At 72.7% G+C, this 21,560-nt stretch carries 28 protein-coding genes and 7 pseudogenes; 8 read left to right on the plus strand and 27 right to left on the minus strand.

From position 1 onward, the window contains the following. Positions 1 to 56: 56 nt before the first annotated feature. From G5V59_RS37330 to G5V59_RS21220, 4 genes and pseudogenes are all read right to left on the minus strand, one after another. A pseudogene (locus G5V59_RS37330) lies at positions 57 to 395 on the minus strand (3-hydroxyacyl-CoA dehydrogenase NAD-binding domain-containing protein); the annotation flags it as partial. Then, a pseudogene (locus tag G5V59_RS37335) lies at positions 301 to 510 on the minus strand (3-hydroxyacyl-CoA dehydrogenase NAD-binding domain-containing protein); the annotation flags it as partial. The pseudogenes G5V59_RS37330 and G5V59_RS37335, both read right to left, overlap by 95 nt. Next, positions 507 to 1,175: an enoyl-CoA hydratase-related protein gene (locus G5V59_RS21215; RefSeq protein ID WP_278257780.1), complete on the minus strand. Its 669-nt coding sequence runs from the start codon at positions 1,173 to 1,175 to the stop codon at positions 507 to 509. The pseudogene G5V59_RS37335 and the gene G5V59_RS21215, both read right to left, overlap by 4 nt. A 272-nt stretch (positions 1,176 to 1,447) precedes the next feature. Next, positions 1,448 to 2,651, minus strand: a pseudogene (locus tag G5V59_RS21220) (acetyl-CoA C-acetyltransferase); the annotation flags it as partial. Between the two features lie 180 nt (positions 2,652 to 2,831). On the opposite strand from G5V59_RS21220, the pseudogene G5V59_RS21225 reads away from it, so the two are divergent. Further along, positions 2,832 to 3,491, plus strand: a pseudogene (locus G5V59_RS21225) (MerR family transcriptional regulator); the annotation flags it as partial. Here G5V59_RS21225 and G5V59_RS21230 read toward each other — a convergent pair. The 10 genes and pseudogenes from G5V59_RS21230 to G5V59_RS21275 all read right to left on the minus strand — a co-directional run bounded on the left by G5V59_RS21230 (position 3,406) and on the right by G5V59_RS21275 (position 9,450). Further along, positions 3,406 to 4,110, minus strand: a complete 705-nt coding sequence (locus G5V59_RS21230; RefSeq protein ID WP_278257781.1) for a C-terminal helicase domain-containing protein — start codon at positions 4,108 to 4,110, stop codon at positions 3,406 to 3,408. The pseudogene G5V59_RS21225 and the gene G5V59_RS21230 sit on opposite strands and share 86 nt — an antisense overlap. 286 nt (positions 4,111 to 4,396) lie before the next feature. Beyond that, a pseudogene (locus G5V59_RS21235) lies at positions 4,397 to 4,654 on the minus strand (DEAD/DEAH box helicase); the annotation flags it as partial. A 61-nt stretch (positions 4,655 to 4,715) separates the two neighbouring features. Next, positions 4,716 to 4,805 (minus strand): annotated as a pseudogene (locus G5V59_RS21240) (DEAD/DEAH box helicase); the annotation flags it as partial. A gap of 324 nt (positions 4,806 to 5,129) precedes the next feature. After that, positions 5,130 to 6,296 carry a CaiB/BaiF CoA-transferase family protein gene (locus tag G5V59_RS21245; RefSeq protein WP_278257782.1) on the minus strand — a complete coding sequence of 389 codons (1,167 nt, stop codon included), beginning with the start codon at positions 6,294 to 6,296 and terminating at the stop codon, positions 5,130 to 5,132. Between the two features lie 96 nt (positions 6,297 to 6,392). Next, on the minus strand, positions 6,393 to 7,646 hold the full coding sequence (locus G5V59_RS37340) for a M15 family metallopeptidase (protein WP_341351275.1): 1,254 nt from the start codon (positions 7,644 to 7,646) through the stop codon (positions 6,393 to 6,395). Positions 7,647 to 7,735: 89 nt separating this feature from the next. After that, entirely contained in the window at positions 7,736 to 7,876 is a 141-nt protein-coding gene (locus G5V59_RS21255; protein WP_278259974.1) for a hypothetical protein, read from the minus strand. A gap of 94 nt (positions 7,877 to 7,970) precedes the next feature. Then, positions 7,971 to 8,354 (minus strand): annotated as a pseudogene (locus G5V59_RS37345) (TetR/AcrR family transcriptional regulator); the annotation flags it as partial. A gap of 9 nt (positions 8,355 to 8,363) precedes the next feature. Continuing rightward, the gene (locus G5V59_RS21265) at positions 8,364 to 8,564 is read right to left on the minus strand and encodes a ferredoxin (RefSeq protein WP_341350997.1); all 201 of its coding nucleotides are present in this window, start codon (positions 8,562 to 8,564) and stop codon (positions 8,364 to 8,366) included. Further along, positions 8,564 to 8,746: a rubredoxin gene (locus G5V59_RS21270; RefSeq protein WP_278259976.1), complete on the minus strand. Its 183-nt coding sequence runs from the start codon at positions 8,744 to 8,746 to the stop codon at positions 8,564 to 8,566. Before G5V59_RS21270 ends, G5V59_RS21265 begins: the two co-directional genes overlap by 1 nt. Positions 8,747 to 9,120: 374 nt before the next feature. Beyond that, entirely contained in the window at positions 9,121 to 9,450 is a 330-nt protein-coding gene (locus tag G5V59_RS21275; RefSeq protein ID WP_278257783.1) for a hypothetical protein, read from the minus strand. Between the two features lie 55 nt (positions 9,451 to 9,505). Between G5V59_RS21275 and G5V59_RS21280 the strand changes: the two genes are divergently transcribed. Continuing rightward, positions 9,506 to 9,703 carry a hypothetical protein gene (locus G5V59_RS21280; protein WP_278257784.1) on the plus strand — a complete coding sequence of 66 codons (198 nt, stop codon included), beginning with the start codon at positions 9,506 to 9,508 and terminating at the stop codon, positions 9,701 to 9,703. Between the two features lie 23 nt (positions 9,704 to 9,726). Here G5V59_RS21280 and G5V59_RS21285 read toward each other — a convergent pair whose 3' ends face one another. From G5V59_RS21285 to G5V59_RS21310, 6 genes are all read right to left on the minus strand, one after another. Then, positions 9,727 to 9,999 carry a hypothetical protein gene (locus G5V59_RS21285; protein ID WP_278257785.1) on the minus strand — a complete coding sequence of 91 codons (273 nt, stop codon included), beginning with the start codon at positions 9,997 to 9,999 and terminating at the stop codon, positions 9,727 to 9,729. Positions 10,000 to 10,072: 73 nt separating this feature from the next. Continuing rightward, on the minus strand, positions 10,073 to 11,644 hold the full coding sequence (locus G5V59_RS21290; protein WP_278257786.1) for a hypothetical protein: 1,572 nt from the start codon (positions 11,642 to 11,644) through the stop codon (positions 10,073 to 10,075). Beyond that, positions 11,629 to 12,441 carry a hypothetical protein gene (locus tag G5V59_RS21295; protein WP_278257787.1) on the minus strand — a complete coding sequence of 271 codons (813 nt, stop codon included), beginning with the start codon at positions 12,439 to 12,441 and terminating at the stop codon, positions 11,629 to 11,631. The genes G5V59_RS21290 and G5V59_RS21295 overlap by 16 nt, the downstream gene beginning before the upstream one ends. A gap of 663 nt (positions 12,442 to 13,104) precedes the next feature. Next, positions 13,105 to 13,431, minus strand: coding sequence for a hypothetical protein (locus tag G5V59_RS21300; protein ID WP_278257788.1), 327 nt, complete (start codon positions 13,429 to 13,431; stop codon positions 13,105 to 13,107). Between the two features lie 78 nt (positions 13,432 to 13,509). Beyond that, positions 13,510 to 14,154, minus strand: coding sequence for a PE-PPE domain-containing protein (locus tag G5V59_RS21305; protein WP_278257789.1), 645 nt, complete (start codon positions 14,152 to 14,154; stop codon positions 13,510 to 13,512). A 341-nt stretch (positions 14,155 to 14,495) separates the two neighbouring features. Beyond that, positions 14,496 to 15,149, minus strand: coding sequence for a hypothetical protein (locus G5V59_RS21310; protein ID WP_278257790.1), 654 nt, complete (start codon positions 15,147 to 15,149; stop codon positions 14,496 to 14,498). 122 nt (positions 15,150 to 15,271) lie between these two features. Here G5V59_RS21310 and G5V59_RS21315 point away from each other — a divergent pair, with 122 nt between their 5' ends. Beyond that, the gene (locus G5V59_RS21315; protein WP_278257791.1) at positions 15,272 to 16,135 is read left to right on the plus strand and encodes a hypothetical protein; all 864 of its coding nucleotides are present in this window, start codon (positions 15,272 to 15,274) and stop codon (positions 16,133 to 16,135) included. Next, on the plus strand, positions 16,063 to 16,878 hold the full coding sequence (locus G5V59_RS21320) for a tetratricopeptide repeat protein (RefSeq protein WP_278257792.1): 816 nt from the start codon (positions 16,063 to 16,065) through the stop codon (positions 16,876 to 16,878). The genes G5V59_RS21315 and G5V59_RS21320 overlap by 73 nt, the downstream gene beginning before the upstream one ends. An 8-nt stretch (positions 16,879 to 16,886) precedes the next feature. On the opposite strand, the gene G5V59_RS21325 is transcribed toward G5V59_RS21320, so the two are convergent. From G5V59_RS21325 to G5V59_RS21350, 6 genes are read right to left on the minus strand one after another with little or no spacing between them, the layout of a single operon-like run. Further along, positions 16,887 to 17,240 carry a cytochrome P450 gene (locus tag G5V59_RS21325; RefSeq protein ID WP_341351276.1) on the minus strand — a complete coding sequence of 118 codons (354 nt, stop codon included), beginning with the start codon at positions 17,238 to 17,240 and terminating at the stop codon, positions 16,887 to 16,889. Further along, a complete protein-coding gene (locus G5V59_RS21330; protein WP_278257793.1) occupies positions 17,237 to 17,554 on the minus strand; it encodes a hypothetical protein in 318 nt (105 codons plus the stop codon). The genes G5V59_RS21325 and G5V59_RS21330 overlap by 4 nt, the downstream gene beginning before the upstream one ends. Next, the gene (locus tag G5V59_RS21335) at positions 17,467 to 17,700 is read right to left on the minus strand and encodes a hypothetical protein (protein WP_278257794.1); all 234 of its coding nucleotides are present in this window, start codon (positions 17,698 to 17,700) and stop codon (positions 17,467 to 17,469) included. The genes G5V59_RS21330 and G5V59_RS21335 overlap by 88 nt, the downstream gene beginning before the upstream one ends. Then, positions 17,669 to 17,974, minus strand: coding sequence for a hypothetical protein (locus tag G5V59_RS21340; protein ID WP_278257795.1), 306 nt, complete (start codon positions 17,972 to 17,974; stop codon positions 17,669 to 17,671). Before G5V59_RS21340 ends, G5V59_RS21335 begins: the two co-directional genes overlap by 32 nt. Then, entirely contained in the window at positions 17,961 to 18,230 is a 270-nt protein-coding gene (locus G5V59_RS21345; RefSeq protein ID WP_278257796.1) for a hypothetical protein, read from the minus strand. Before G5V59_RS21345 ends, G5V59_RS21340 begins: the two co-directional genes overlap by 14 nt. Next, positions 18,217 to 18,510 (minus strand): hypothetical protein, encoded by a 294-nt coding sequence (locus G5V59_RS21350; RefSeq protein WP_278257797.1) that lies wholly within the window; start codon positions 18,508 to 18,510, stop codon positions 18,217 to 18,219. Before G5V59_RS21350 ends, G5V59_RS21345 begins: the two co-directional genes overlap by 14 nt. A 133-nt stretch (positions 18,511 to 18,643) precedes the next feature. Between G5V59_RS21350 and G5V59_RS21355 the strand changes: the two genes are divergently transcribed. The 3 genes from G5V59_RS21355 to G5V59_RS21365 are packed head-to-tail and all read left to right on the plus strand — an operon-like array spanning position 18,644 to position 20,420. Next, entirely contained in the window at positions 18,644 to 19,252 is a 609-nt protein-coding gene (locus G5V59_RS21355; protein WP_278257798.1) for a hypothetical protein, read from the plus strand. Further along, positions 19,138 to 20,040 carry a histidine kinase gene (locus G5V59_RS21360; RefSeq protein ID WP_278259978.1) on the plus strand — a complete coding sequence of 301 codons (903 nt, stop codon included), beginning with the start codon at positions 19,138 to 19,140 and terminating at the stop codon, positions 20,038 to 20,040. Before G5V59_RS21355 ends, G5V59_RS21360 begins: the two co-directional genes overlap by 115 nt. Next, positions 19,950 to 20,420, plus strand: a complete 471-nt coding sequence (locus G5V59_RS21365; RefSeq protein WP_278259979.1) for a response regulator transcription factor — start codon at positions 19,950 to 19,952, stop codon at positions 20,418 to 20,420. Before G5V59_RS21360 ends, G5V59_RS21365 begins: the two co-directional genes overlap by 91 nt. An 87-nt stretch (positions 20,421 to 20,507) precedes the next feature. On the opposite strand, the gene G5V59_RS21370 is transcribed toward G5V59_RS21365, so the two are convergent. Beyond that, positions 20,508 to 20,849, minus strand: a complete 342-nt coding sequence (locus G5V59_RS21370) for a hypothetical protein (RefSeq protein WP_278257799.1) — start codon at positions 20,847 to 20,849, stop codon at positions 20,508 to 20,510. Between the two features lie 22 nt (positions 20,850 to 20,871). Here G5V59_RS21370 and G5V59_RS21375 point away from each other — a divergent pair, with 22 nt between their 5' ends. Beyond that, the gene (locus G5V59_RS21375; protein WP_278260327.1) at positions 20,872 to 21,489 is read left to right on the plus strand and encodes a hypothetical protein; all 618 of its coding nucleotides are present in this window, start codon (positions 20,872 to 20,874) and stop codon (positions 21,487 to 21,489) included. Positions 21,490 to 21,560 lie beyond the last annotated feature (71 nt).

Raw genomic sequence — 21,560 nt, forward strand, 5'->3', positions numbered from 1 at the left:
GAGAAGAAGTGGAGGCCGATGAACCGCTTCGCGTCCTCGGGGTTCTCCAGGCCGGCGGCCAGCTCGGTGATCGGCAGGGTCGAGGTGTTGGAGCACAGCACGGCGTCGGGCGCGAGGTGCGGCAGGATCTCGGCGAAGACCTTGGCCTTGAGGGCCGGGTCCTCGAAGACCGCCTCGACCACGATGTCGGCACCGGCCGCGGCGGCCGGGTCGTCGGTCGCGGTGATCCGGCCGAGCAGACTCGGCCTTCTTCTCCTCGGTGGACTTGCCCCGGCTGATCGCCTTGTCGAGCAGGCCCTCGGAGTAGGACTTGCCCTTCTCGGCCGCCTCGACGGAGATGTCCTTGAGGACGACCTCGGTGCCGGACTTGGCCAGCACGTAGGCGATGCCCGCACCCATCATGCCGGCGCCCAGGACGACGGCCTTCTTGGCCTTGTAGGGCTCGATGCCCTGCGGCCGGAGCGAGCCGGAGTTGATGGCCTGCAGGTCGAAGAAGAACGCCTGGATCATGTTCTTCGAGCCCTGGTTGACCACGAGGTTGGCCAGGTAGCGCGACTCGATCCGCGAGGCGGTGTCGAAGTCGACCTGCGCGCCCTCGACCGCGGCCGAGAGGATCGCCCGCGGGGCGGGGTAGTCCGCTCCCTTGAGTCTGCTTGCGCAGGAGCGCCGGGAAGGCCGGGAGGAAGCCGGCGAGGGCCGGGCTCTTCGGGGTGCCGCCGGGCATCTTGTAGCCGGGGGCGTCCCACGGCGAGAGGGCAGCCTCGGGGTTGGCCTTGATCCACGCCTTCGCGGCGGGGATCAGGCTCGTCCTGGGTGGCGACCAGGTCGTCGACCACGCCCTTCTTCAGCGCGGTCTCCGGGTTGAACTGGGTGCCCTGCAGCAGCACGTCCATCAGCGCGGTCTGCAGGCCCCACTTGCGCACGGCGCGGGTGACGCCGCCGCCGCCGGGGAGCAGGCCGAGGGTCGCCTCGGGCAGGCCGACCTTGATCTTCGGGTCGTTGACCAGGATCCGGTGCTGGGTGGCGAGGGTGATCTCGTAGCCACCACCGAGCGCGGCGCCGTTGATGGCGGCCACGACCGGCTTCGGGAAGAGCTCGAGGCGGCGCAGCGCCTGCTTGATGCTCTCGCACTGGGCGAAGACGTCGCCCGCGTTCTCCTTGGTGGTCTGGACCATCAGCCTTGAGGTCACCGCCGGCGAAGAAGGTCTTCTTCGCGGAGGCGATGACGACGCCGGAGATGTCGTCCTGCTCGGCGTACAGGCGCTCGACCGCCTCGGCCATCGACGCGCGGTAGAGCCTCGTTCATCGTGTTCGCGCTCTGGTTGGGGTCGTCGAGGGTGAGGGTGACGATGCCGTCGGCGTCCCGGTCGTAGCGGACAGCGGTCTGGGTTTCGGTGCTCAATGTCGTTCCTTGTCCTGAGGTCTCTGGTCCGCTGCTCAGACGAGACTCGACGATCGTGGCGATGCCCATGCCGCCGCCGACGCAGAGCGTGGCGAGGCCGCGGCGCAGGTCGCGCCGCTCGAGCTCGTCGATGAGGGTGCCGAGGATGATCGCGCCGGTCGCACCGAGCGGGTGGCCCATCGCGATCGCGCCGCCGTTGACGTTGGTGATCTCGTGGCTGATGTCCATGTCGCGCATGAACCGCATGGCCACGGCGGCGAACGCCTCGTTGATCTCGAACAGGTCGATGTCGCCGACCTCGAGGCCGGCCTTGGCCAGCGCCTTGCGGGCGGCCGGGGCCGGACCGGTGAGCATGATGATCGGGTCCGCGCCGGAGACGGCCGTCGCGATGATCCGGGCGCGCGGGGTCAGGCCGAGGTCCTGGCCGACCTGCTCGCTGCCGATCAGCGTCAGCGCCGAGCCGTCCACGATGCCGGAGGAGTTGCCGGCGTGGTGGACGTGGTTGATCTTCTCCAGCCAGTGGTACTTCTCCAGCGCGACGTCGTCGAAGCCGGCGTCGGCGCCCAGCCTGGGCGAAGGACGGCTTGAGGCCGGCGAGGCCCTCGACGGAGGTGTCGGGGCGCACGGTCTCGTCACGGTCGAGCAGGACCAGGCCGTTGATGTCCTTCACCGGGACGACGGGCTTGTCGTAGTAGCCGTTGGCCCACGCCTTGGCGGCACGGTGGTGCGACTCGGCGGCGTAGGCGTCGACGTCCTCGCGGTTCCAGCCCTCGACCGTGGCGATCAGGTCGGCGCCGATGCCCTGCGGCACGAAGCCCGCCTTGAACGCGGTCGACGGGTCGGACGCCCAGGCGCCACCGTCGGAGCCCATCGCGACGCGGCTCATCGACTCCACGCCACCGGCGATGATCAGGTCCTCGAAGCCACCGCGGACCCGGCTCGCGGCCTGGTTGACGGCCTCGAGGCCCGAGGCGCAGAAGCGGTTGAGCTGGACACCGGCCACGGTGTCCGGCAGGCCGGCGGCGATGGCCGCGGTCTTGGCGATGTCGCCGCCCTGGTCGCCGACCGGCGAGACGACGCCGAGCACCACGTCGTCGACGCGGTTCGGGTCGAGGCCCGGGTTGCGCTCCTGCAGCGCGTCGAGCAGCCCGACGACGAGGTCGACCGGCTTCGACTCGTGGAGGGAGCCGTTGGCCTTGCCCTTGCCGCGCGGCGTGCGGAGGTGGTCGTACACGAATGCTTCTGCCATGACCGTCCTTGTTTCTCTGCCTGGTTCGTTGGGCGTGGAGTGGGGTGTCCCCACCCGACGATTGTGACACTATTACTGTCATGGTCAAGAGCGAGGGCCCATCCGAGGGTGTGACGCACGCCGCATCCCGTAGCGCCGAGGAGCCCGCGCTGCTCACCCTCGACGAGTCTCACCGAGCGGGTCGGGCTGTCCGTGCGGACGGTGCGCTTCTACACCTCGCGCAACCTGGTCCCGCCGCCCATCCGGCGCGGGCGGTCCGGCTACTACTCCGCGGTGCACGTCGCGCGGATCGAGCCTGGTCCTGGAGCCTGCAGAGCCACGGGTTCACGCTGTCGGCCATCGAGCGGTACGTCGCCGGGATCCCCGCCGACGCCACGCCCGAGGAGATCGCGCTGGCCCGGACGATGCTCGCGCCCTGGCAGTCCGACCTGCCCGTCGAGATGGACCGCGCCCAGCCTGGAGCGCACCGCCGGGCGGGCGCTGTCGGGCGAGGACCTGGCCACGCTGCAGGCGCTGGGCGTGCTGCGGGTGCGCGGCTCGTCGTACCTCGTGGCGGCGAACCAGACTCACCATCGGCACCCGGTTGCTCGAGCTCGGCTTCCCGCGCGAGGTCGCGGTCGCCGCGGCATCGGTCTACCAGGAGCACGGCGAGCAGATGGCCAAGGAGACTCGCCGAGGTGGTGCACGACAAAGCTCGCGCCGTTGTACGACGACGCCGGAGCCTCCGAGCACTTCCGCGAGATCATGGAGCGGCTCAAGCCGCTGTCGGTCGGCGGCCTGGTGTCGGCCTACGAGGCGGCGGTGGCGCGGGCCGCGCGCAACCCGCGCGCGACCCGCTGAGGCTCAGCGCCGGCCGGAGCGTGAAGCCGGCGGCGCTGTGCCCGCCGCCGGAGCCGCCCTGACCGCTGCCACCGCGACGCGCGCGGGAGCGGTTGCGGCCGCCGCCGGAGCCCTGGCCGGTGGGCTTGGCCGCGGTGGCCTTCTTCGCCGCCGGCTTCTTCGGGCCGTTGCGACGCCGGCCGCCACCGCCGCTGCCGCCGCTCCTGGCACCGCCGCCCTGCGGCGTGGCCGGGGTGAGGTCGATGCCGCCCGGGCGGGAGCGCTCGCCGGGGGCGAGGTCCTGCAGCAGCGGGTGGTTGGGGTTGTTGACCTTGGTGGTGGTCGGCGTGATGCCGGCCGCACGGGTCAGCGCCCGCACGTCGCTGCGCTGCTCGGAGGTCATCAGCGTGATCACCGTGCCGGCGGCGCCCGCGCGGGCGGTCCGGCCGGAGCGGTGCAGGTAGGCCTTGTGCTCGGCCGGCGGGTCGGCGTGCACGACCAGGGCGACGTCGTCGACGTGGATGCCGCGGGCGGCGATGTCGGTCGCGACGAGCGTGGTCGCCGTGCCGCTGTGGAAGGCGTCGAGGTTGCGGGTGCGGGCGCCCTGGCTCAGGTTGCCGTGCAGGTCGACCGCGGGCACGCCGTTCTTGTTCAGGCTGACGGGCCAGTGCCTTGGCGCCGTGCTTGGTGCGGGTGAAGACGACCGTGCGGCCCGGGGCGCTGACGAGGTCGAGCAGCACGGGCAGGCGGTGCTCGCGCTCGACGTGCAGCACGTGGTGGTCCATCTTGGCGACCGGCGACTGCGCCGAGTCGGCCTCGTGGACCGCGGGGTCCTTGAGGAAGCGCTTGACCAGCACGTCGATCGCGTTGTCGAGCGTGGCGGAGAAGAGCATCCGCTGACCGCCCTTGGGGGTCTGGTCCAGCAGCCGTCGTACGGCGGGCAGGAAGCCCAGGTCGGCCATGTGGTCGGCCTCGTCGAGCACGGTGACCTCGACGTCGGCGAGGCTGCAGTGGCCCTGGCCGATCAGGTCCTCGAGCCGGCCGGGGCACGCGATGAGCACGTCGACGCCGGTGCGCAGCGCGGTGACCTGCGGGCCCTGGCCGACACCGCCGAAGACGACGGTGGTGCGCAGGCCGGCCGCCTCGGCGAGCGGGGTGACGGTCGCGGCGATCTGGCTGGCCAGGCTCCCGGGTCGGCGCGAGGATCAGCGCACGGGGCCGGCGCGGCGCGGGCTTGCGCGGCGCGGCGGAGAGCCGGGCGACCAGCGGCAGCGCGAAGGCGTAGGTCTTGCCGGAGCCGGTGCGGCCCCGCCCGAGCACGTCGCGTCCGCGCATCGAGTCCGGCAGGGTCGCGGCCTGGATCGGAGTGGGGACGGTGATCTGCTCGGCGTCCAGGACGGTGAGCAGGTCGGTGGGCACGCCGAGGTCGGCGAAGGTGGAAGTCACGGTGTTTCTCTCCGGAGAGCGCTGCGCAGGCGCGGCGATCCCCTCAGGTGGGCGTCTCGCCGTGCTGCTCGTCGGGCGACGAGCGTCGGAGCGGTGCCTCTGGTGAGGGGCGCGGCCGCTTGCGCGGTGCGCCGAGATCCGGGGCAAGACTGGCCGGATCGACGTGGTCAGCCTACCCGCCGGCGTGCCGGGCGGCTCAATCCCGGCGGACGCTCAGTCCGTGACCTGCACCGCAGCGCCGCGCTCGAGCAGTCCCTCCACGTCCGCGACGCCCCAGGCCTCGAGCGCCTCGCGGGTGTGCGCTCCGGCCCCCGGGGCGGGCGGGTGCGAGAGCGTGGCGCCGGTCCGGGAGAAGCGCGGGGCGGGCTGCGGCTGCACGATCCCCTCGTGCTCGACGAAGACCTCGCGGGCCTTGATGTGCGGGTGGTCGGGAGCCTCGCTGATCTTCAGGATGGGCGCGACGCAGGCGTCGGTGCCGTCGAAGACCGCGCACCACTCGTCGCGCGTCTTGGTGGCGAAGGTGCTCGCGATCAGCGTGCGCAGGCTCGTCGGTCTTCTCCAGGTCCCAGCGGTCCGGCGCCGTCTCCTCGATGCCGAGCAGGCTTCCAGGAAGAGGTCGTAGAACTGCGGCTCCAGCGCGCCCACCGACATGTGCTCGCCGTCGGCGGTCTCGTAGATGTCGTAGTACGGCGCGCCGCCGTCGAGCAGGTTCGCCGCCCGCTCCTCCTTGAACCCGCCGCCGGCCAGGAAGGCCGCCGTCATCGCGTTGAGGTGCGCGGTGCCGTCGACGATCGCGGCGTCCACGACCTGGCCCTGCCCGGAGGTCCTGGCCTCCAGCACCGCGGCCAGGATCCCGATGACCAGGTACGTCGAGCCGCCACCGAAGTCACCGACCAGGTTGGTCGGGAACTGCGGCTTCTCCTTGACCTGGCCCAGGCCGTGCAGGGTGCCGGTGATGGCGATGTAGTTCATGTCGTGGCCCGCCGCCTGCGACCACGGGCCCTCCTGGCCCCAGCCGGTCATCCGGCCGTAGACCAGCCGCGGGTTGCGGGCGTGGCACTCCTCCGGCCCGAACCCGAGCCGCTCGGCGACGCCCGGGCGCATCCCCTCGACGAGCACGTCGGCCTGCTCGACCAGGTCGAGCACGGTGCTGACCGCCTCGGGGTTCTTCAGGTCCAGGGCGACGCTCGGGCGGCCACGGTTGAGCAGGTCGTGCGAGCCGCCGGTCAGCATCTGACCACCGGGGCGCTCCACGCGGATCACGTCGGCACCCAGGTCGGCCAGGATCATGCAGGCGTGCGGGCTGGGCCCGATGCCGGCGATCTCGACGACCTTGAGGCCCTGGAGCGGACCGGTTCCCTGACCCAGCGCGAACGTCATGGCCGCATTCTGGCACGGAAGATGACAGTAGTGCTGTCACAGTCGCCTACTGTCCAGTAGCCGACGCGGGAGGAGCGACGCGCTCGCGCCATCGGCTCAGCCGGGGTTGACGATCCGCGCGAGCTCGAAGTGCATCGGGTCGGTGAAGGCCCAGTCGCCGCCCCAGGCGAAGCCCCAGCGCTTGAAGATCGCCACCACGCCACGATCCATCTGGCCGACCGTGCCGCGCTGGTTGCCGGGGACGTTCATGTCCAGGGCGAGGCCGAAGGAGTGGTTGGAGAGCCTTGTTGGAGCCGGCGATGAAGCGCGGGTAGTAGCACCCGGCGTACTCGCCCGGGTGGATCTTGTCGGCGAGCCTTGCTCGCCTGGATCTCCAGGAGCGCGGCCTTGGCCTGCGGCATCATGAACTTGTTGCAGCCTGACCCGCCCGAGGATCGGCACCACCTCGCTGACGATGTGCGAGCTGACCCAGCCCGGGTCCGGCGCGATCCGGCCCCCGCCGATCGGGCGGTAGCGGAAGACCCCGACGGCGTCGCTGAACGCGCCGACCGGGATGACGTTCTGGTAGGCCTTGAGGTCCAGGCCCTCCGAGGCGACGATGTCGAGCGCGGTGATGGAGAAGCGCTTGACGCCGAACCTCTTCTCGATGACCTCGCGGACGGCCTGGGGCGAGGCGATGCCGGTGTTGATGAGGATCGCGTTGTCCTTCGGCAGGCCGAGCGTCTCGCCCCACTTCTCGTTGACCATCGCATCGATCGCGTCGACCTCGGCGGGCGACCAGGCGCCGACGTGGAGGCGCTGCTTGCCGACGTCGACGTAGCCCTCGCCGTCGACGGGGATCTCCTTCTGCAACCGGTCCATGATCGCGATCTCGCCGCCCGCGATGCGGTCCCACTGCTCCTGGAACTCCGCACTGCGGGAGCCGGTGAAGGCGCGGTACTTCGCGGCGTCGACGGCCGCGATGTTGTAGAACTTGTTCTCGACCGAGAAGTTTCCGTAGGACAGCAGGTCGTAGGCCGCGATCCCCTTCTTCCTGGCCTTGCCCGTGCCCACCGTGATCTCGACGACCTGCTTCAGCACATCGGCCGGGAGGGTCTCGTCGCTGACCAGCAGCAGGTCGTCGCCGTACTGCGTGCCGTCGAACCTGCCCGGCGCGGAGACCGCGTGCGCGGGGTCGAGGGCGTTCGTCGGGACCGGGCTGGTGGAGGCCGACGCCGGGGTCGGGTCGTCCTTCTTCTCACCGGCGTCCTTGCTCGGCGTGCCGCAGCCGGACAGGAGGGCAGCGACCAGCAGGGCTGCCGCCCCTGTCGTCAGCCCAGCACTCGTCCGCGCGCGTCGCGCCAACCGCATGGCACCTTCCCCGCCACCGGTCCTCCCGGCAGTCCTCCCGGGACCGAGGGTAGTACGTCGCAACAGGGCCAGGGGCGGAACGTCGCAGGTCAGGCCAGCACCCGGGCCGCGATCCAGGCGATGTCGTCGCCCGTCTGCGCCGGGGTCGAGGTGGGCTGCATGACGTGGCTGAGGACCAGCCGGACGACCATGTCGATGCTCGCGTCGAGGCGTCCCTCCGGCAGGTCCACGTCGTACGACGCGACGCGCTCCGCGACGACCAGGCTTGGCGCCCTCCAGGAGGTACTCCGAGTGGGTGGTCAGCAGCGGCAGGAGCTCGGTGTCGGCACCGTGGGTGGCGGACACGACGGCGTGCAGGAGCGCGTTGTCCTCGGCGTACTTCAGGACGCGGCGGGCGGAGTCGCGGATCGCGCCGATCAGGTCGTCGGGGTTCTCGTCGAAGGAGCGGTTGACGCCGGCGAGGAAGCGGTCGAGCTCGCGCATGACCATCGCCTCGGCGAGGTCGTTCTTGGTGCCGATCTCGTTGTAGACCGTCTGCCGGCTGACCCCGACCTCGTCGGCGAGGCGGGCCATGGTGACCCGGCCCCAGCCGGCGGTGGTCATCAGGTCGACCGCGGCCTCGAGGAGACGCTCCCGCAGCGGGGCGGGGTCCTGTGCGGCGAAGGCCCCCTGCTCCCGCGCGGTCGAGCGTCCCGCGAGGATCGACATGGCTCGAATCTACCCCTCGAGGGTCAGCGCCAGGACCGGGCAGGCCTGCACCGCGGCGTAGACGTGACCCCGCTCGGACTCGGGCGGGTTCTCCTCCAGGACGCGGACGCGGTCCTCGTCCTCGTCCACCTCGAAGTAGTCGTTGGCCATGGCCTCGCACATGCCGAGGCCCTCGCACTTGTCCAGGTCGGCGACGATCTTCATGGTCATCAGGCCTCCACCTTCTCGGGGTCGAACGGGATGAAGTCGATCTTCTCGCGGACCCCGCAGTCCGGGCAGCACCAGTCGTCGGGGATGTCCGCCCATGCCGTACCGGCGGCGAAGCCCTCGTGCTCGTCTCCCGCCGCGACGTCGTAGACGTAGCCGCAGCCGGGGCACTTCGCGGCGAGCACCTCGCCCTCGAACTTCTGGGCGAACAGGTCGTCGGTCTTGAGCGCGTGCTCGACCGGCGGCGGGAACTTGGCGAGGTACTTCGCCTCCTTGCCCGGGGCGATGTTGGCCAGGGTGACGTCGCCGTCGAGGTGCTCGACCACGCGGTGGTCCATCACCTTGCGCCACAGCGGCGGGATCAGCGCGAGGTTGATCATCCCGGCGTACCCGGTCGGCAGGGCCGGGGACTCCTTGAAGTCGCGGAGCGCCTGGTAGCGCCGGGTGGGGTTGGCGTGGTGGTCGCTGTGGCGCTGCAGGTGGTAGAGGAAGATGTTGGTGACGATGTTGTTGCTGTTCCAGGCTGTGCATCGGCAGCACCCGCTCGTAGCGCTGCTTCTCACCGACCCGCTGGCGCTTGAGGCCGTAGTGCTCGAGGTAGTTGACGACCTCCAGGAGCGAGAAGCCGAACACGACGGTGATCGGGATGTAGACCGCGACCTCCCAGCCGTTGAGCGCGATGACCGCGGCCCACAGCGCGACGGACATGGCCCAGGCGTTGAGCACGTCGTTGCCGACGTGGAAGGGGTGCGTGCCCTTGCGGCGGTAGCGCTTCGCCTCGACCTCCCAGGAGCCTCTTGAGCGAGCCCCACACCGTGCGCGGCCAGAAGCGGTAGAGGCTCTCGCCCAGCCGCGAGGACGCCGGGTCCTCGGGGGTGGCGACGCGCACGTGGTGGCCGCGGTTGTGCTCGATGTAGAAGTGGCCGTAGAAGGTCGGCGCGAGGGTGATCTTCGCCAGCCACCGCTCGGAGGACTCCTTCTTGTGGCCCAGGCTCGTGCGCGGTGTTGATGCCGATCCCGACCACGCCGGCGATCGAGAGCGCCCACAGCGCCTTCTCCCACCAGGGCAGGCTCGAGGTGGTCGGCCATCAGGTTCGCGCTCAGGTGCGCGTCACCCCAGTCGCCCAGGCCGACGTGGTTGACCAGCCAGGCGACCGGGTTGCCCTCACCGATGATGTAGTAGCCGGCGAAGACGAGGGCGAACATCATCGGCACGTAGGCGAAGACGACCCAGCGGTAGTACTTGTCGTTCTCGAGCTCGTCGATGACCTCGTCCGGCGGGTTGCTCTGGTCGGTGCCCATCACCAGGTCGAAGAGCGGGATCAGGAAGTTGATCAGGAAGGGCGCCACCAGGGTGAAGCCCCACCAGCCGCCGGTCGCGATGTAGGCGACGGCGAAGAGCACCCCGAAGCCGGGCACCATCAGGCCCCAGAGCCACAGATACCGCTTCTTGTCCTTCCACATCTCCGTGGAGCCGTCGGGGACGGTCTGTCCGATCTGCGTCGATCCGGTCATCGTCGTGCCTTCCTTCCGCGCCGCCATCGTCGGCTGCTTGACAGAACGGTAGGACTTGTAAAGGTACTTTGACAAGAGGGTGCCGGTTGTAAAGTGGCGGGGGCCACACAAGAGCGGGCCCGGCGACCGTCTCCGGTCACCGGGCCCTCCCCCGCAGTACGACGCTCAGCCGATCCCCGGTCCGGCGTCGCGCAGCCACGCCCAGGCGGACCAGGTGGTGCCGCTGGTCTGCCACTTGTGGAACACCCCGGTCGGGTTGCCGGCGAGGATCTCGATCCGCCCGTCCCGGTTGTGGGTGGCCGCGACCTCCGTGCCCCCGGTGCCGAACGACTCCCACGCGGCGAACCCGGCGTTGCGCGCGGTCTGGAAGGTGTGCCCGGCGGTGTCGCCGTTGATGGCGAACACCTCGATCCGCCCGTCCACGGACCGGTCGCTGGTGAGCCTGGGAGTTGGCCGGGCCACCCAGCGACTCCCACGCCGACCAGGTCGTCGCGCCGGTCATCCACTTGTGGAACACCCCGACCGGGCCGGAGGCGAAGACCTCGATCCGGCCGTCCGCGTTGTGGTCGACGGTCAGGTCCGTCCCGCCACCGCCGAAGGTCTCCCAGGAGCCCCACGATCCCGAGGCGGCGGTCTGGAAGAGGTGGCCGAAGGTCGAGCCGTTGAGCGCGAAGACCTCGAGGCGGCCGTCGGTGTTGGACTCGACCGCGAGCCTGGGCGTTCGCCGGCCCGCCCTGGGTGCCGGACCAGGCCGACCAGCCGCCGGACGGCGCGGTCTGCCACTTGTGGAAGACCCCGGCGTTGCTGGAGGCGAAGACCTCGATCCGCCCGTCGGCGTTGAAACCTGCGGCGATGTCCGTGCCACCCCCGCCGAAGTTCTCCCAGCCCGACCACGAGCCCGACGCGCTGGTCTGCCACCGGTGGTCGAACGTCGAGCCGTTGATCGCGAACGACTCCAGGCGGCCGTCGGCGTTCGGGGCCACGGCGAGTCGGGCGTTCGCCGGGCCACCGATGCGCTCCCAGGCCGACCACTCGCCGTTGACCTGCGTCTGCCAGGCGTGCCAGACCCCGTCGGCACCGGCGGCGAAGGCCTCCAGCCGGCCGTCGGCCGACTGCGCGGAGACGATCCTTCCGGACTCCTGCGCCGAGCGGCCCCGCGCACCGCGGTTCCACAGCGCCGCGACGATCTTGACCGCGTCGTTCGCCTCCACGCCGTAGCGGTAGCGGTACTGCGCCGCGGGCCGCTGCACGTCGGCAGCGACCTCGCCGATCGGCGCGCTGTCCCACGAGCCGTTCGGGTAGAACTGCTGCATCACCCGCAGGAACGAGCGCGTCGCGTAGACCGCGTCCCGGCACTGGTCGGCGGTGCCCCAGCCGGCCGAGGGCCGCTGCTGGAAGAGCCCGACGGAGTCGTAGTCGACCGGGTCGCGCAGGTTGTCGATGCTCGACTCGACGATGGTGGTGGCGATCGCGATCGCCGCCGCCTTCTGGTTGAAGCCGTCGCCCTTGACCGTCTGCACGACGGCACGGGCGCAGGAGACGCGGTAGCCGTTCATGTAGCCGGCCATCTTGTTGGTGAGCCTGGCCGTTGGTTCGCGCCGCGAGGGCGTTGTCGTCGGCGGTCGGGCCGCCGGCCACGCACGGCACGGTGGCGGCCGCGACGAGACTCGGCGGTGTCACTCGGATAGATCTCGTCCGGGTCCCTGGGTCGCGGCTTGGCGGAGCCGGGCGCCGCGACGGACAGGGCGAGGGCCAGGCCCGCGACGGCGGCGAGGCCGGCACGGAGCGAGCGGTTGCGGTTCATCGTCGTTCTCCTGTCCGTCGTCAGGCTCAGGCCCGGGCCGGCGTCACGCAGCCACGCCCAGGCGGACCAGGTGCTGCCTCCGGTCTGCCACTTGTGGAAGACGCCCGTCGGGTTGCCGGCGAGGACCTCGATCCGGCCGTCCCGGTTGTGCGTCGCGGCGATCTCGGTGCCCCCGGTGCCGAACGACTCCCAGGCCGCGAAGCCTGCGTTGCGGGCGGTCTGGAAGGTGTGCCCGGCGGTGTCGCCGTTGATGGCGAACACCTCGATCCGCCCGTCCGTCGACCGGTCGCTGGTCAGGTCCGAGTTGGCCGGGCCACCCAGCGACTCCCACGCCGACCAGGTGGTCGCGCCGGTCATCCACTTGTGGAAGACCCCGACCGGGCCGGAGGCGAAGACCTCGAGGCGGCCGTCGGCGTTGTGGTCGACCGTCAGGTCCGTGCCGCCACCGCCGAAGGTCTCCCACGCCGACCAGGCACCAGAGGCAGCGGTCTGCCACAGGTGGCCGAAGGTCGAGCCGTTGAGCGCGAAGACCTCGAGGCGGCCGTCGGTGTTGGACTCCACGGCGAGCCTGGGCGTTCGCCGGCCCGCCCTGGGTGCCGGACCAGGCCGACCAGCCGCCCGAGGGCGCGGTCTGCCACTTGTGGAAGACCCCGGCGTTGCTGGAGGCGAAGACCTCGATCCGCCCGTCGGCGTTGAACCCGGCCGCGATGTCCGTGCCGCCGCCCCCGAAGTTCTCCCAGCCCGACCAGGAGCCGGACGGGGCGGTCTGCCACTTGTGGTCGAAGGTCGAGCCGTTGATGGCGAAGAGCCCCAGGCGGCCGTCGGCGTTGGGGGCGAGGGCGAGACTCGGCGTTGGTGGGTCCGCCGATCTTCTCCCAGGCCGACCAGTCGCCGTTCACCTTGGTCTGCCAGGCGTGCCAGACCCCGTCGGCACCGGCGGCGAAGGCCTCCAGGCGGCCGTCGGCCGACTGCGCCGAGACCACCCGGCCGGACTCCTGTGCCGAGCGCGCCTGCGGTGCGTCCTCGATCACCTTGGGGTAGCGGTAGGGCTTGGCGACGAACGAGCCGACCGTGTAGTTGATCGGCCGCTCGTAGCGCACCGCACCGGCCCCGCCCTGCTCCTCCAGGGTGAAGAACCGGGTGTGCGCGGCGTTGGACCAGCCGTTGAAGAGCACCACGTGGCCGGCGTCCCCGCTGGTGCCCGGACCGAGCGTGCCAACGACATCACCGGGACGCAGGTCCGCCCACGCGATCGGGACCAGGAAGCCCGGCAGGGACACAGTGTTCGGCGAGGACGACAGGTGCAGGGCCATCGAGACGAAGCCCGAGCAGTCGGTGCGGTAGTTGCGGCCCTGCGGGTCGGGGTACCACGCCTCCTGGCTGTAGGGGACGTTGCGGTTCACCCAGAACTCCGCGCGCTGCAGGATCTCGGTGCGGGTGATCGGGCCGTCGACGGCGGAGTCCGCAGCGGCGACGGGCGTGGTCTGCTGGCTCAGCGGTACGACGAGCGCGAGCGCGGCGAGCGCCGAGGACGACGGCGCGCAGCGCCATGCGGGCAGGCAGGGACGAGCGTACGGACATGGGTATTCCCATCAGTTCGTGCGGACGAGGGGTGGTCGAGCGGACGCGCTACGGCTTGATCGGGCCGCCCCAGCAGTCCTGCTTGGGGATCGCGACGGGGCCGTTGTTGTAGAAGCCGTCGGCGATGGTGTCGCCCATGATCGAGCGGCCGTCGCTGGGGCGGACCCAGCGGTAGCACCAGTGCTGGGCGAAGTAGCCGCCCGGGCCCTGGATGTCGTCGAAGTCGCAGACACCGTCGGTGTCGATGCAGTAGCGCACGTAGGGGATGCCGGGGTACGACGTGCGGCCGGCGCCGGGCGAGACGTAGCCCAGGAACGGCGAGGGCACGCCCCAGCCGGCCGGGATGACCGCGCCGACGCCGCGTCCCGGAGGACCGACCGGGGCCATCGGGTCGCCGTACATCTTGGCGTCGAAGCGGCTGCGGTCGAGCGGCAGCCGGCCGTCCACGATGTCGGCCAGCACCTTGTTGACGACGATCGCGCCGAGCGAGTAGCCGACCAGCGTGTAGCGGGCGGTCGGGTCCCAGTGGTCGAGGATCACCTGGCGGGCGTTCTGCCGGCCGATCTCCCAGGACTGGTCCATCGGGGTCTGGTTGCAGTTGGGCAGGCCGACGCCGCCCGCGGGGTAGGTCGACGACGAGCGGGACGCCGCCGCGCAGGTCCAGCCCGTTGTAGACGGTGGCGTTGCCGTCACAGGTCCCCCCGATGAGGACGTAGTAGTGCGGCCCGGCGGCCGCCGCGGGGCTGGACCCGAGGGTCACGCCGGGCAGGACGAGTCCTCCGAGCAGGAGGAAGAGGACGAGCAGGAGGCGGCGCACGCGCGCACGCAGGGTGGAGGGGTTCACGACGTACCTTTCCCGAGATGGTCGTGGCGGGACCGCCGATTGTCAGCGGGCCGGGGCTAGCGCATCATGGGCCTCGTCGCGAAGTGGGGAACTCTGGAAAAGTCTGGAATCTCGGGATGATCGCTCACTCGGTGAGGACCTTCGGGGAGGAGCCTGAAGCGGGCGCTGCAGGTCAGCCCGCTGCGGCACCTCAAGGTCGGCGCGCTCGCGCAACGGCTCGGGATCTCGCAGAGCACGCTCTACGCCTACCTCGCCGGCACCACCCTGCCGCCGAGCGACGTCCTCGACCTCCTGCTGCACGAGCCTGGCCGTGCCGGCGGAGGCGGCGCGGGCGCTGAGCACCGCTCGCGACGAGCTCGACACCCGCCGGCGCCGGCCACGCCCGCCGGCCGTCGTACCGCTGGCGGTGGTGCCGCGGGAGCCGCCGATCGCCCCGGCGCCCTTCACCGGACGCAAGGCCGAGAGCGCCGCGCTCGACGCGGCCCGGGCCGAGGCCGAGGCCGGTGGGCCGGGCGTGGTCGTGGTCTCCGGCCAGCCCGGCGTCGGCAAGACCGCGCTGGCCGTGCACTGGGGCCACCAGGTGGCCGACGGCTTCGCCGACGGGATCGTCTACGCCGACCTGCTCGGCTTCTCCGCGCGCGACCCCCGGGACCCGTACGACGTCCTGGCGGCCTTCCTGCGCAGCCTGGGCACGCCCGACGCGGCGATCCCCACCGATCCCGACGAGCGGGTGAACCGCTGGCGCAGCACCGTCGCGGGGCGACAGACTCCTCGTCCTGCTCGACAACGCGCTCGACGCCGAGCAGGTGCGCCCCCTGCTCCCGGGCAGCAGCGCGTCGCTCACCGTGGTGACCAGCCGCCGCTCGCTCTCGGGTCTCGCGGTCAGCCCCGGCGCACGCTCGCTCGCGCTCGAGCCGCTGGCACCGCGGGCCGCGGCGAGCCTGCTGCGCGCGCAGGCTGCGGGGGGTGCGCGGCGTGCCCGAGCTCGCCGCCCGGTGCGGTGGGCTGCCCCTCCTGCTGCGGGTCGTCGCGGCCCGGCTGGCGAGCGAGCCGGGCGCCCTCGACGGCCTGGACGGGCTCGACAGCGGCGACAGCGGGGATCCGGCGACGTCGCTGCGGGCGGTCTTCGGCTGGTCCGAGCAGCGGCTCAGCCCGGCCGCCGGACGGGCCTTCCGGCTGCTCGGCTCGGCACCGGTCGCCGGCCTGGAGCCGGACGACCTGGCGGCGTACCTCGGGGTGGGTGCGGGCGCCGCGCAGGAGGCGCTGGCCGAGCCTGGTCGACGCGCACCTGGTCGGCCGGGACGCGCGCGGGGCGACCACGATGCACGACCTGCTCGCGGACTACAGCCGCGACCGGGCGGTCGACGAGCCCGGTCTCGCCGCGGCGCGCGAGCGCCTGCTCGACCACCTCCTCGCGCGGCTCGGGGCGGCCGTGGAGGTGCTCCACCCGCTGGAGCGCCGGGAGGTCCCGAGCGAGGCGGACGTCGCGGCCGCGCGGCGCTGGCTCGACGGGCACTGGAGCGACCTGGTCGACCTCGTGGGCGCCACCCTCGCGGCGGGCGAGGTCGCCCGCACCACCGCGCTGGCGGGCGGCCTGCGCCGTCACCTCGACGAGAGCGGGCGCCACCTCGACGGGATCCGGGTCCTGGAGGCGGGGCGGGCCGCGGCCCGCGCCCAGGGGCTGGTCAGCGAGGAGTCTGTCGCTGGTCTCGACGCTCGGCGCGGGCTGCCTGCGGCTGGGCCGGCCCGGGGAGGCGGTGGCCCACTACCGGGAGGTCATCGAGATCGCCCGCCGCACCGGGGACGGGTACACCGAGGCGGGGGCGCTGAACAACCTCGGCAACGTGCACGAGCAGCAGGGCGCGTACGCCGACGCCCTGGCGTCGTACGACCGGGCGTGGACGATCGCCCGCGACCTCGGCCTCGAGCACGGCGTGGCGACCCTCGGCATCAACATCGGCATCGTGCACCTGCGGCTCGGCGAGCCGGACGTCGCGCTGCGGCACACCCAGGACGCGCTGGCTCTCTTCGACCGGCTCGGCAACCGCGGCGGATCGGCCCGGGCGCTGGGCAACCTGGGCGAGATCCAGGCCGCGCGCGGGGAGCTCGCGACCGCGCGGGAGCACCTGGACGAGGCGCTCGCCCTGGCCCGCTCGGTCGGCGCCGACGGCGTGGAGACCGACCTGCTCAACACCCTCGGCGAGGTGCTTCTCGGCGACGACGACCCGGCCGCGGCGACGGAGGCGCACGAGCGGGCGCTCGCCGGCGCGACGGCCGCGGGCGACCGCTACGAGGAGGCCCGGGCGCACGCCGGGCTGGCCGAGGCCGCGACCCGTCGGCGCGACGCGGAGGACGCGGTGGCGCACTGGACCGAGGCGCACACCCGCTACGCCGAGTCCGGGGCTCCCCCGGGCCGACCAGGCTGCCCGGGCGATCGTCGCCCTCACGGCGAGGTCCGCCTGAGCTCGCGGCCGGCCCGGTGGGCTGTTGCGAGAGCCGCCGTGGCCGGGAGGTCGGTGGGAGGTTCCGTTGCCTCCGGCCCGGCGGCGGGAGAGTGGGCCGGCCGCGAGTGATCGTGGGGTCAGGCGCTCACCCGGGCGCCGGTGCTGACCGGCAGCCGCTCGTAGCCGCGCAGGACACGGGTGGGGCGCCGCTGCGGCGTGCCGCTGACGGACAGGCCGGGGAAGCGCTCGTAGAGCGAGCGCAGCGCGACCGCCGCCTCTAGCCGGGCCAGGCTCGCGCCGAGGCAGTAGTGCACCCCGGCGGAGAAGGCGATGTGCTGGTCGGCGTTGGGCCGGGTCACGTCGAAGGTGTCCGGGGCGGGGAAGACGCCCGGGTCCCGGTTGGCCCCGCCGACGTAGAGCAGGATGCCGTGGCCGGGCTCGAACCTCTTGCCCGCGACCTCGGTCTCGCGCAGCGCGATCCGCAGGGTCAGCCTGCACCGGTGACTGGTGGCGCAGCACCTCGTCGACGGCGTTCGCCCAGCCGTCGGGGTTCTCCCGCAGCCAGGCCACCTGCTCGGGGTGCCGGTCGAGCAGGACGACGGCGTTGGAGATCAGGTTGACGGTCGTCTCGAAGCCGGCGGCGAGCACGAGCAGGCCGACCTGGTGCAGGCTCGACCGGGTCCAGCCGGTCCGGCCCGTCGTCGATCGCGAGTCGGCTCAGCAGGTCGTCGCCGGGGTTCGCGCGCAGGTCCTCGACGTGGCCGCGGAACCAGGTGTGCAGGCTCGCGCAGCGCCTCCTCGGCACGGCGGAACTGCACCCAGGACAGGCCCGGGTCGAGGGTGACCGCGGCCTCGTTGCCGAGCTCCAGCAGCCGCTGCCGGTCCTCCTCGCGCACCCCGAGCAGGTCCGCGATCACGGTCACCGGCAGGCTGCGAGGCGTAGCGGTCCACCAGGTCGAAGCCGCTGCTCCCCGCCAGGTCGTCGAGCAGCGTGGCCGCGACCTGCTCGACGCGGTCGCCCATCCGGCCGACCTTGCGCGCGGTGAAGGCCCGCGCGACCTGCTTGCGGTAGCGGGTGTGCAGCGGCGGGTCCACCGCCAGCATCGACGGCGGGTCCACCGGCCCGAGGGTGTCGTCCTGGATCACCCGGTGGTGCAGCCACTGCAGGGGCTTCGGCAGACTCGCCCTGGCCACCCGCAGTGCCGAACGCGTCACTGCGCAGCACCTCGTTGCACACGGCGTGGTCGACGCTGGCGGAGATGAACGGGTTCGCCGCGATCGGCCCGTGCTCCCGCAGCAGGCTCGTACGCCGGGAACGGGTCCTCGCGCAGCGCGGGGTCCGTCACCATCCGGCTGATCAGGTCGCCCTTGCGCGCGCCGCGCTGGATCATCGCCCGCTGCAGGCCGTGGGCCAGCGCCCACGCGGTGAACGAGCGCGGGGTGCCGGCGATGCGTCGTACCCGCTCGTCAGGCCGCGGCACGAGCGTCCTCCGCCTCCAGCACCCGGAGCACCCCGCGGGCGCGCCGCTCCAGCACCCGGCGCTGCTCCTCGAGCGCGCCCTCGGTCAGGTGCGTGTCGAGCCTGCGCGTCGACGGTGAGCCGCCAGCGGTAGCGCAGCGCCGCGACCAGCCCGGCCCGGCTGCCGAACACCAGGGCGTGGTCGTCGTTCCACGGCAGGCTCCGCGGACTCCGAGGCCGCGAGTCTGCTCCTCGATGGCACGCAGGGCGTGCCAGCGCCGGTGCGTCTCGTTCCAGGTCATGGCACGACGGTACGGCGCACGCGCCGCCCCCGGCATCGGCCGACGGCAGGCACTCGGTGTCCTACCCAGGGAGGAGACGACGCTGCTGCCCCGGCGGGATGACCGGCGGCGCCCCGCTCCCTACGCTGTTGTCATGCTGCGCTGGCTGCGGTCCGGGATCGAGGCGAACCTCGACCGCCACGGGATCCTCTACCCCTGGTGGGTCCCCGCGGTGTGCACGCTCGGCCAGCCTGGTCGCGGTGGTCGGCTCGCTCTGGGCCCGGGACGCACTGTGGCCGCCGGACCCGCTGCTGCTCTGCGTGCTCCTGGTCCTGGCGCCGCCGGTCGTCCAGTTCCGCACCCATGCCTGGCTGCCGTGGTGGATCGACATCCTCGGTCCGGTCCTCGCCGCCGTGCTCCTGCTCACCCAACCCGTCGACGGGGTCGTGGACCTCGCGCCGGCCCTGCTCGCCCTCGCCACCGCGGAGATCACCGCGCGCGACGGCCTGCGCGAGGGCCTCGCCGTCGCGGCGATCGGCGAGGTGGTGATCGTGGGCGCGACGATCGGGCCGGGGCTCACCGGCGCCCCGGTGCACACCCTCGAGCCTGGTGCTCGGGTTCGTCGTCGGCGCGATGCTGCTGTGGCAGATGCGGGCCCTGGTCGCCGAGCGCGCGGCCCGCGAACGGGCCTGGGACCAGGCGACCACGGCCGAGCGGGAGCGGATCGCCCGGGAGATCCACGACCTCGTCGCGCACTCGCTGAGCATCTCGCTGCTGCAGGTCACCGGCGCCCGCCGGGCGCTGCGCGACGTCACCGGGTCGGCCGAGGCCGTCGCCGAGGTGGACGCCGCGCTGGCCGACGCCGAGCAGGTGGGGCGGCGGGCGATGACCGACATCCGCCGCACCGTCAGTGCGATGGCGGACGGCAGCGCCGACCGGCACCCGCTGCCCGGCGGCGGCGACATCGCCGCACTGGTGCGGGAGATGAGCGGCGCCGGCCTCGCGGTGGAATACGACGAGCAGGGCGACCCCGCCTCGCTCCCCGCCGCCACCGGTCTCGGTCTCTACCGGATCGTGCAGGAGTCGCTGGCCAATGTCGCGCGCCACGGCGGCACGGACGCGCGCGCCCACGTCCGGCTGCGGGTCGCCGGCGGCGGAGCGCACCTGCGGATCACCAACCCGCTGCCGGCCGGCCGCCCCCGCGGCGACGGCCTGGGCTCGGGGCTGGCCGGGATGCAGGCCCGCGCCGCCCAGGCCTGGGCGCGAGCCTGGAGGCCGGGCCGGACGAGGACGGCTGGGCGGTCGACGTACGGACCCGGTCGGGGCTGGGGCTGCCCTGCGGCCGCACGCTGCGGAAGCCGAGCGTCCTGTGAGCGAGGTCCGGGTGGTGCTGGTCGACGACCGGGAGGCTCGTCCGCTCGGGGCTGCGGCGGATCCTGCGCCGCCGCGACGGCTTCGAGATCGTCGCCGAGTGCGGAGACGGCAGCGAGGTGCCGGCCACCCTGGACGGGCTGGCGGACGGCGCCGATCGCGGTGTGGACGTGGTGGTGATGGACCTGCGGATGCGCACCGTGGACGGGATCACCGCGACGGCGGAGGTCGCGAGCCGGGGCGACGGCCCGCCGGTGCTGGTGCTGACGACCTTCGACGACGACGCGATGCTCTCGGGTGCACTGCGCGCCGGGGCGGCGGGCTTCCTGCTCAAGGACTCCTCCGCCGACGACCTGATCCGGGCGGTGCGCACGGTCGCCGACGGCGGGCACTGGCTGGACCCTTCGGTGACCGGCCGGGTGCTGCAGCAGTTCCGCACCGGCCCCGCGGCGGTGCCGGCCCGGGCGGCCGTCGACCCGCTCACCGCCCGCGAGCCTGGAGGTGCTGCAGGCGATGGCGCTGGGCCGCTCCAACGGGGAGATCGCCGACGAGCCTGGTGATCTCCGAGCCTGACGGTGAAGAGCCACGTGGGCCGGATCTTCACCAAGCCTGGGCCTGCGGGACCGGCCCGCCGCGATCGTCTACGCCTACGACAACGGTCTGGTGCGGCCGGGCCGGTCCTGAGGGCTCACTCGACGGGCGTCGTACCGTCCTTGCCGTCGACGGAGGCCGCCCGCTGCACGGACTTGTGGATCAGGGCCTCCAGGTCGAGACCGGTCGAGGTCTTGAGCATCTGCAGGGTCTGCGCGACGTTGTCGGTGACCTGCTTGGGCAGGGCGCCCGCACCGTCGGTGGACAGCACGGTGAGTTCGGTCGATCGCGGCGATCGGGGCCGCGACCTCCTTGGCCACCTGCGGCAGCACCTCGATGAGCATCTGCAGCACCGCGGCGTCGTTGTAGTTGGCGAAGGCCTCGGCGCGCTTGTCCATCGCCTCCGCCTCGGCCTGACCGATGGCCAGGGTCGCGGCGGCCTGCGCCTCACCCTCGGCCCGGGTGGCGTCGGCCTCGGCGAGACGCCGGCCCTTCTCCGCCTCACCGCGCTTGATGCCCTCGATCGCCTCGGCCTCGGCGAGCGCCGCACGGCGGCCCTTCTCCGCCTCACCGCTGAGCCTTGGTCTCCTCCGCCTTGGCCTGCGCCGCGGCGATGGTCGCGGCCTTGCGCGCGTCGGCCGCCGCGATCTCGGCGGTACGGCGGGCCTCGGCCTCCTGCTCGACGCGGTAGCGCTCGGCGTCCGCGGGCTTGCGGACCTGGGTCTCGAGTCGGCGCTCGGTCAGCGCGGCCTGCTGGACGGCGACCTTCTCCTGCTCGGCCAGGATCGCCTGGTCCCGCTCGGCCTGCGCGAGCGGGCCGGAGGCGGCGGCCTGGGCTGCGGCGGCGTCGGTCTCGGCCTTGATCTCGGCCTGCTTGAGCGCCAGCGTGCGCTGGGAGACGGCGATCTCCTGCTCCGCGGCGATCTGGGCCTGCTCGGCGGCCTGCCGGGCGTTGGCCTCCGCGATCCGCGCGGCCTGGCTGGCCCGGGCGGCCTCGGGACGGCCGAGGTCGGCGAGGTAAGCTGCCGTCGTCGGTGACGTCCTGGATCTGGAAGGCGTCGAGGATCAGGCCCTGGCCGGTCAGCGAGTCTCTCCGACTCGTCGGCGAC

Source organism: Nocardioides convexus (assembly GCF_011090295.1).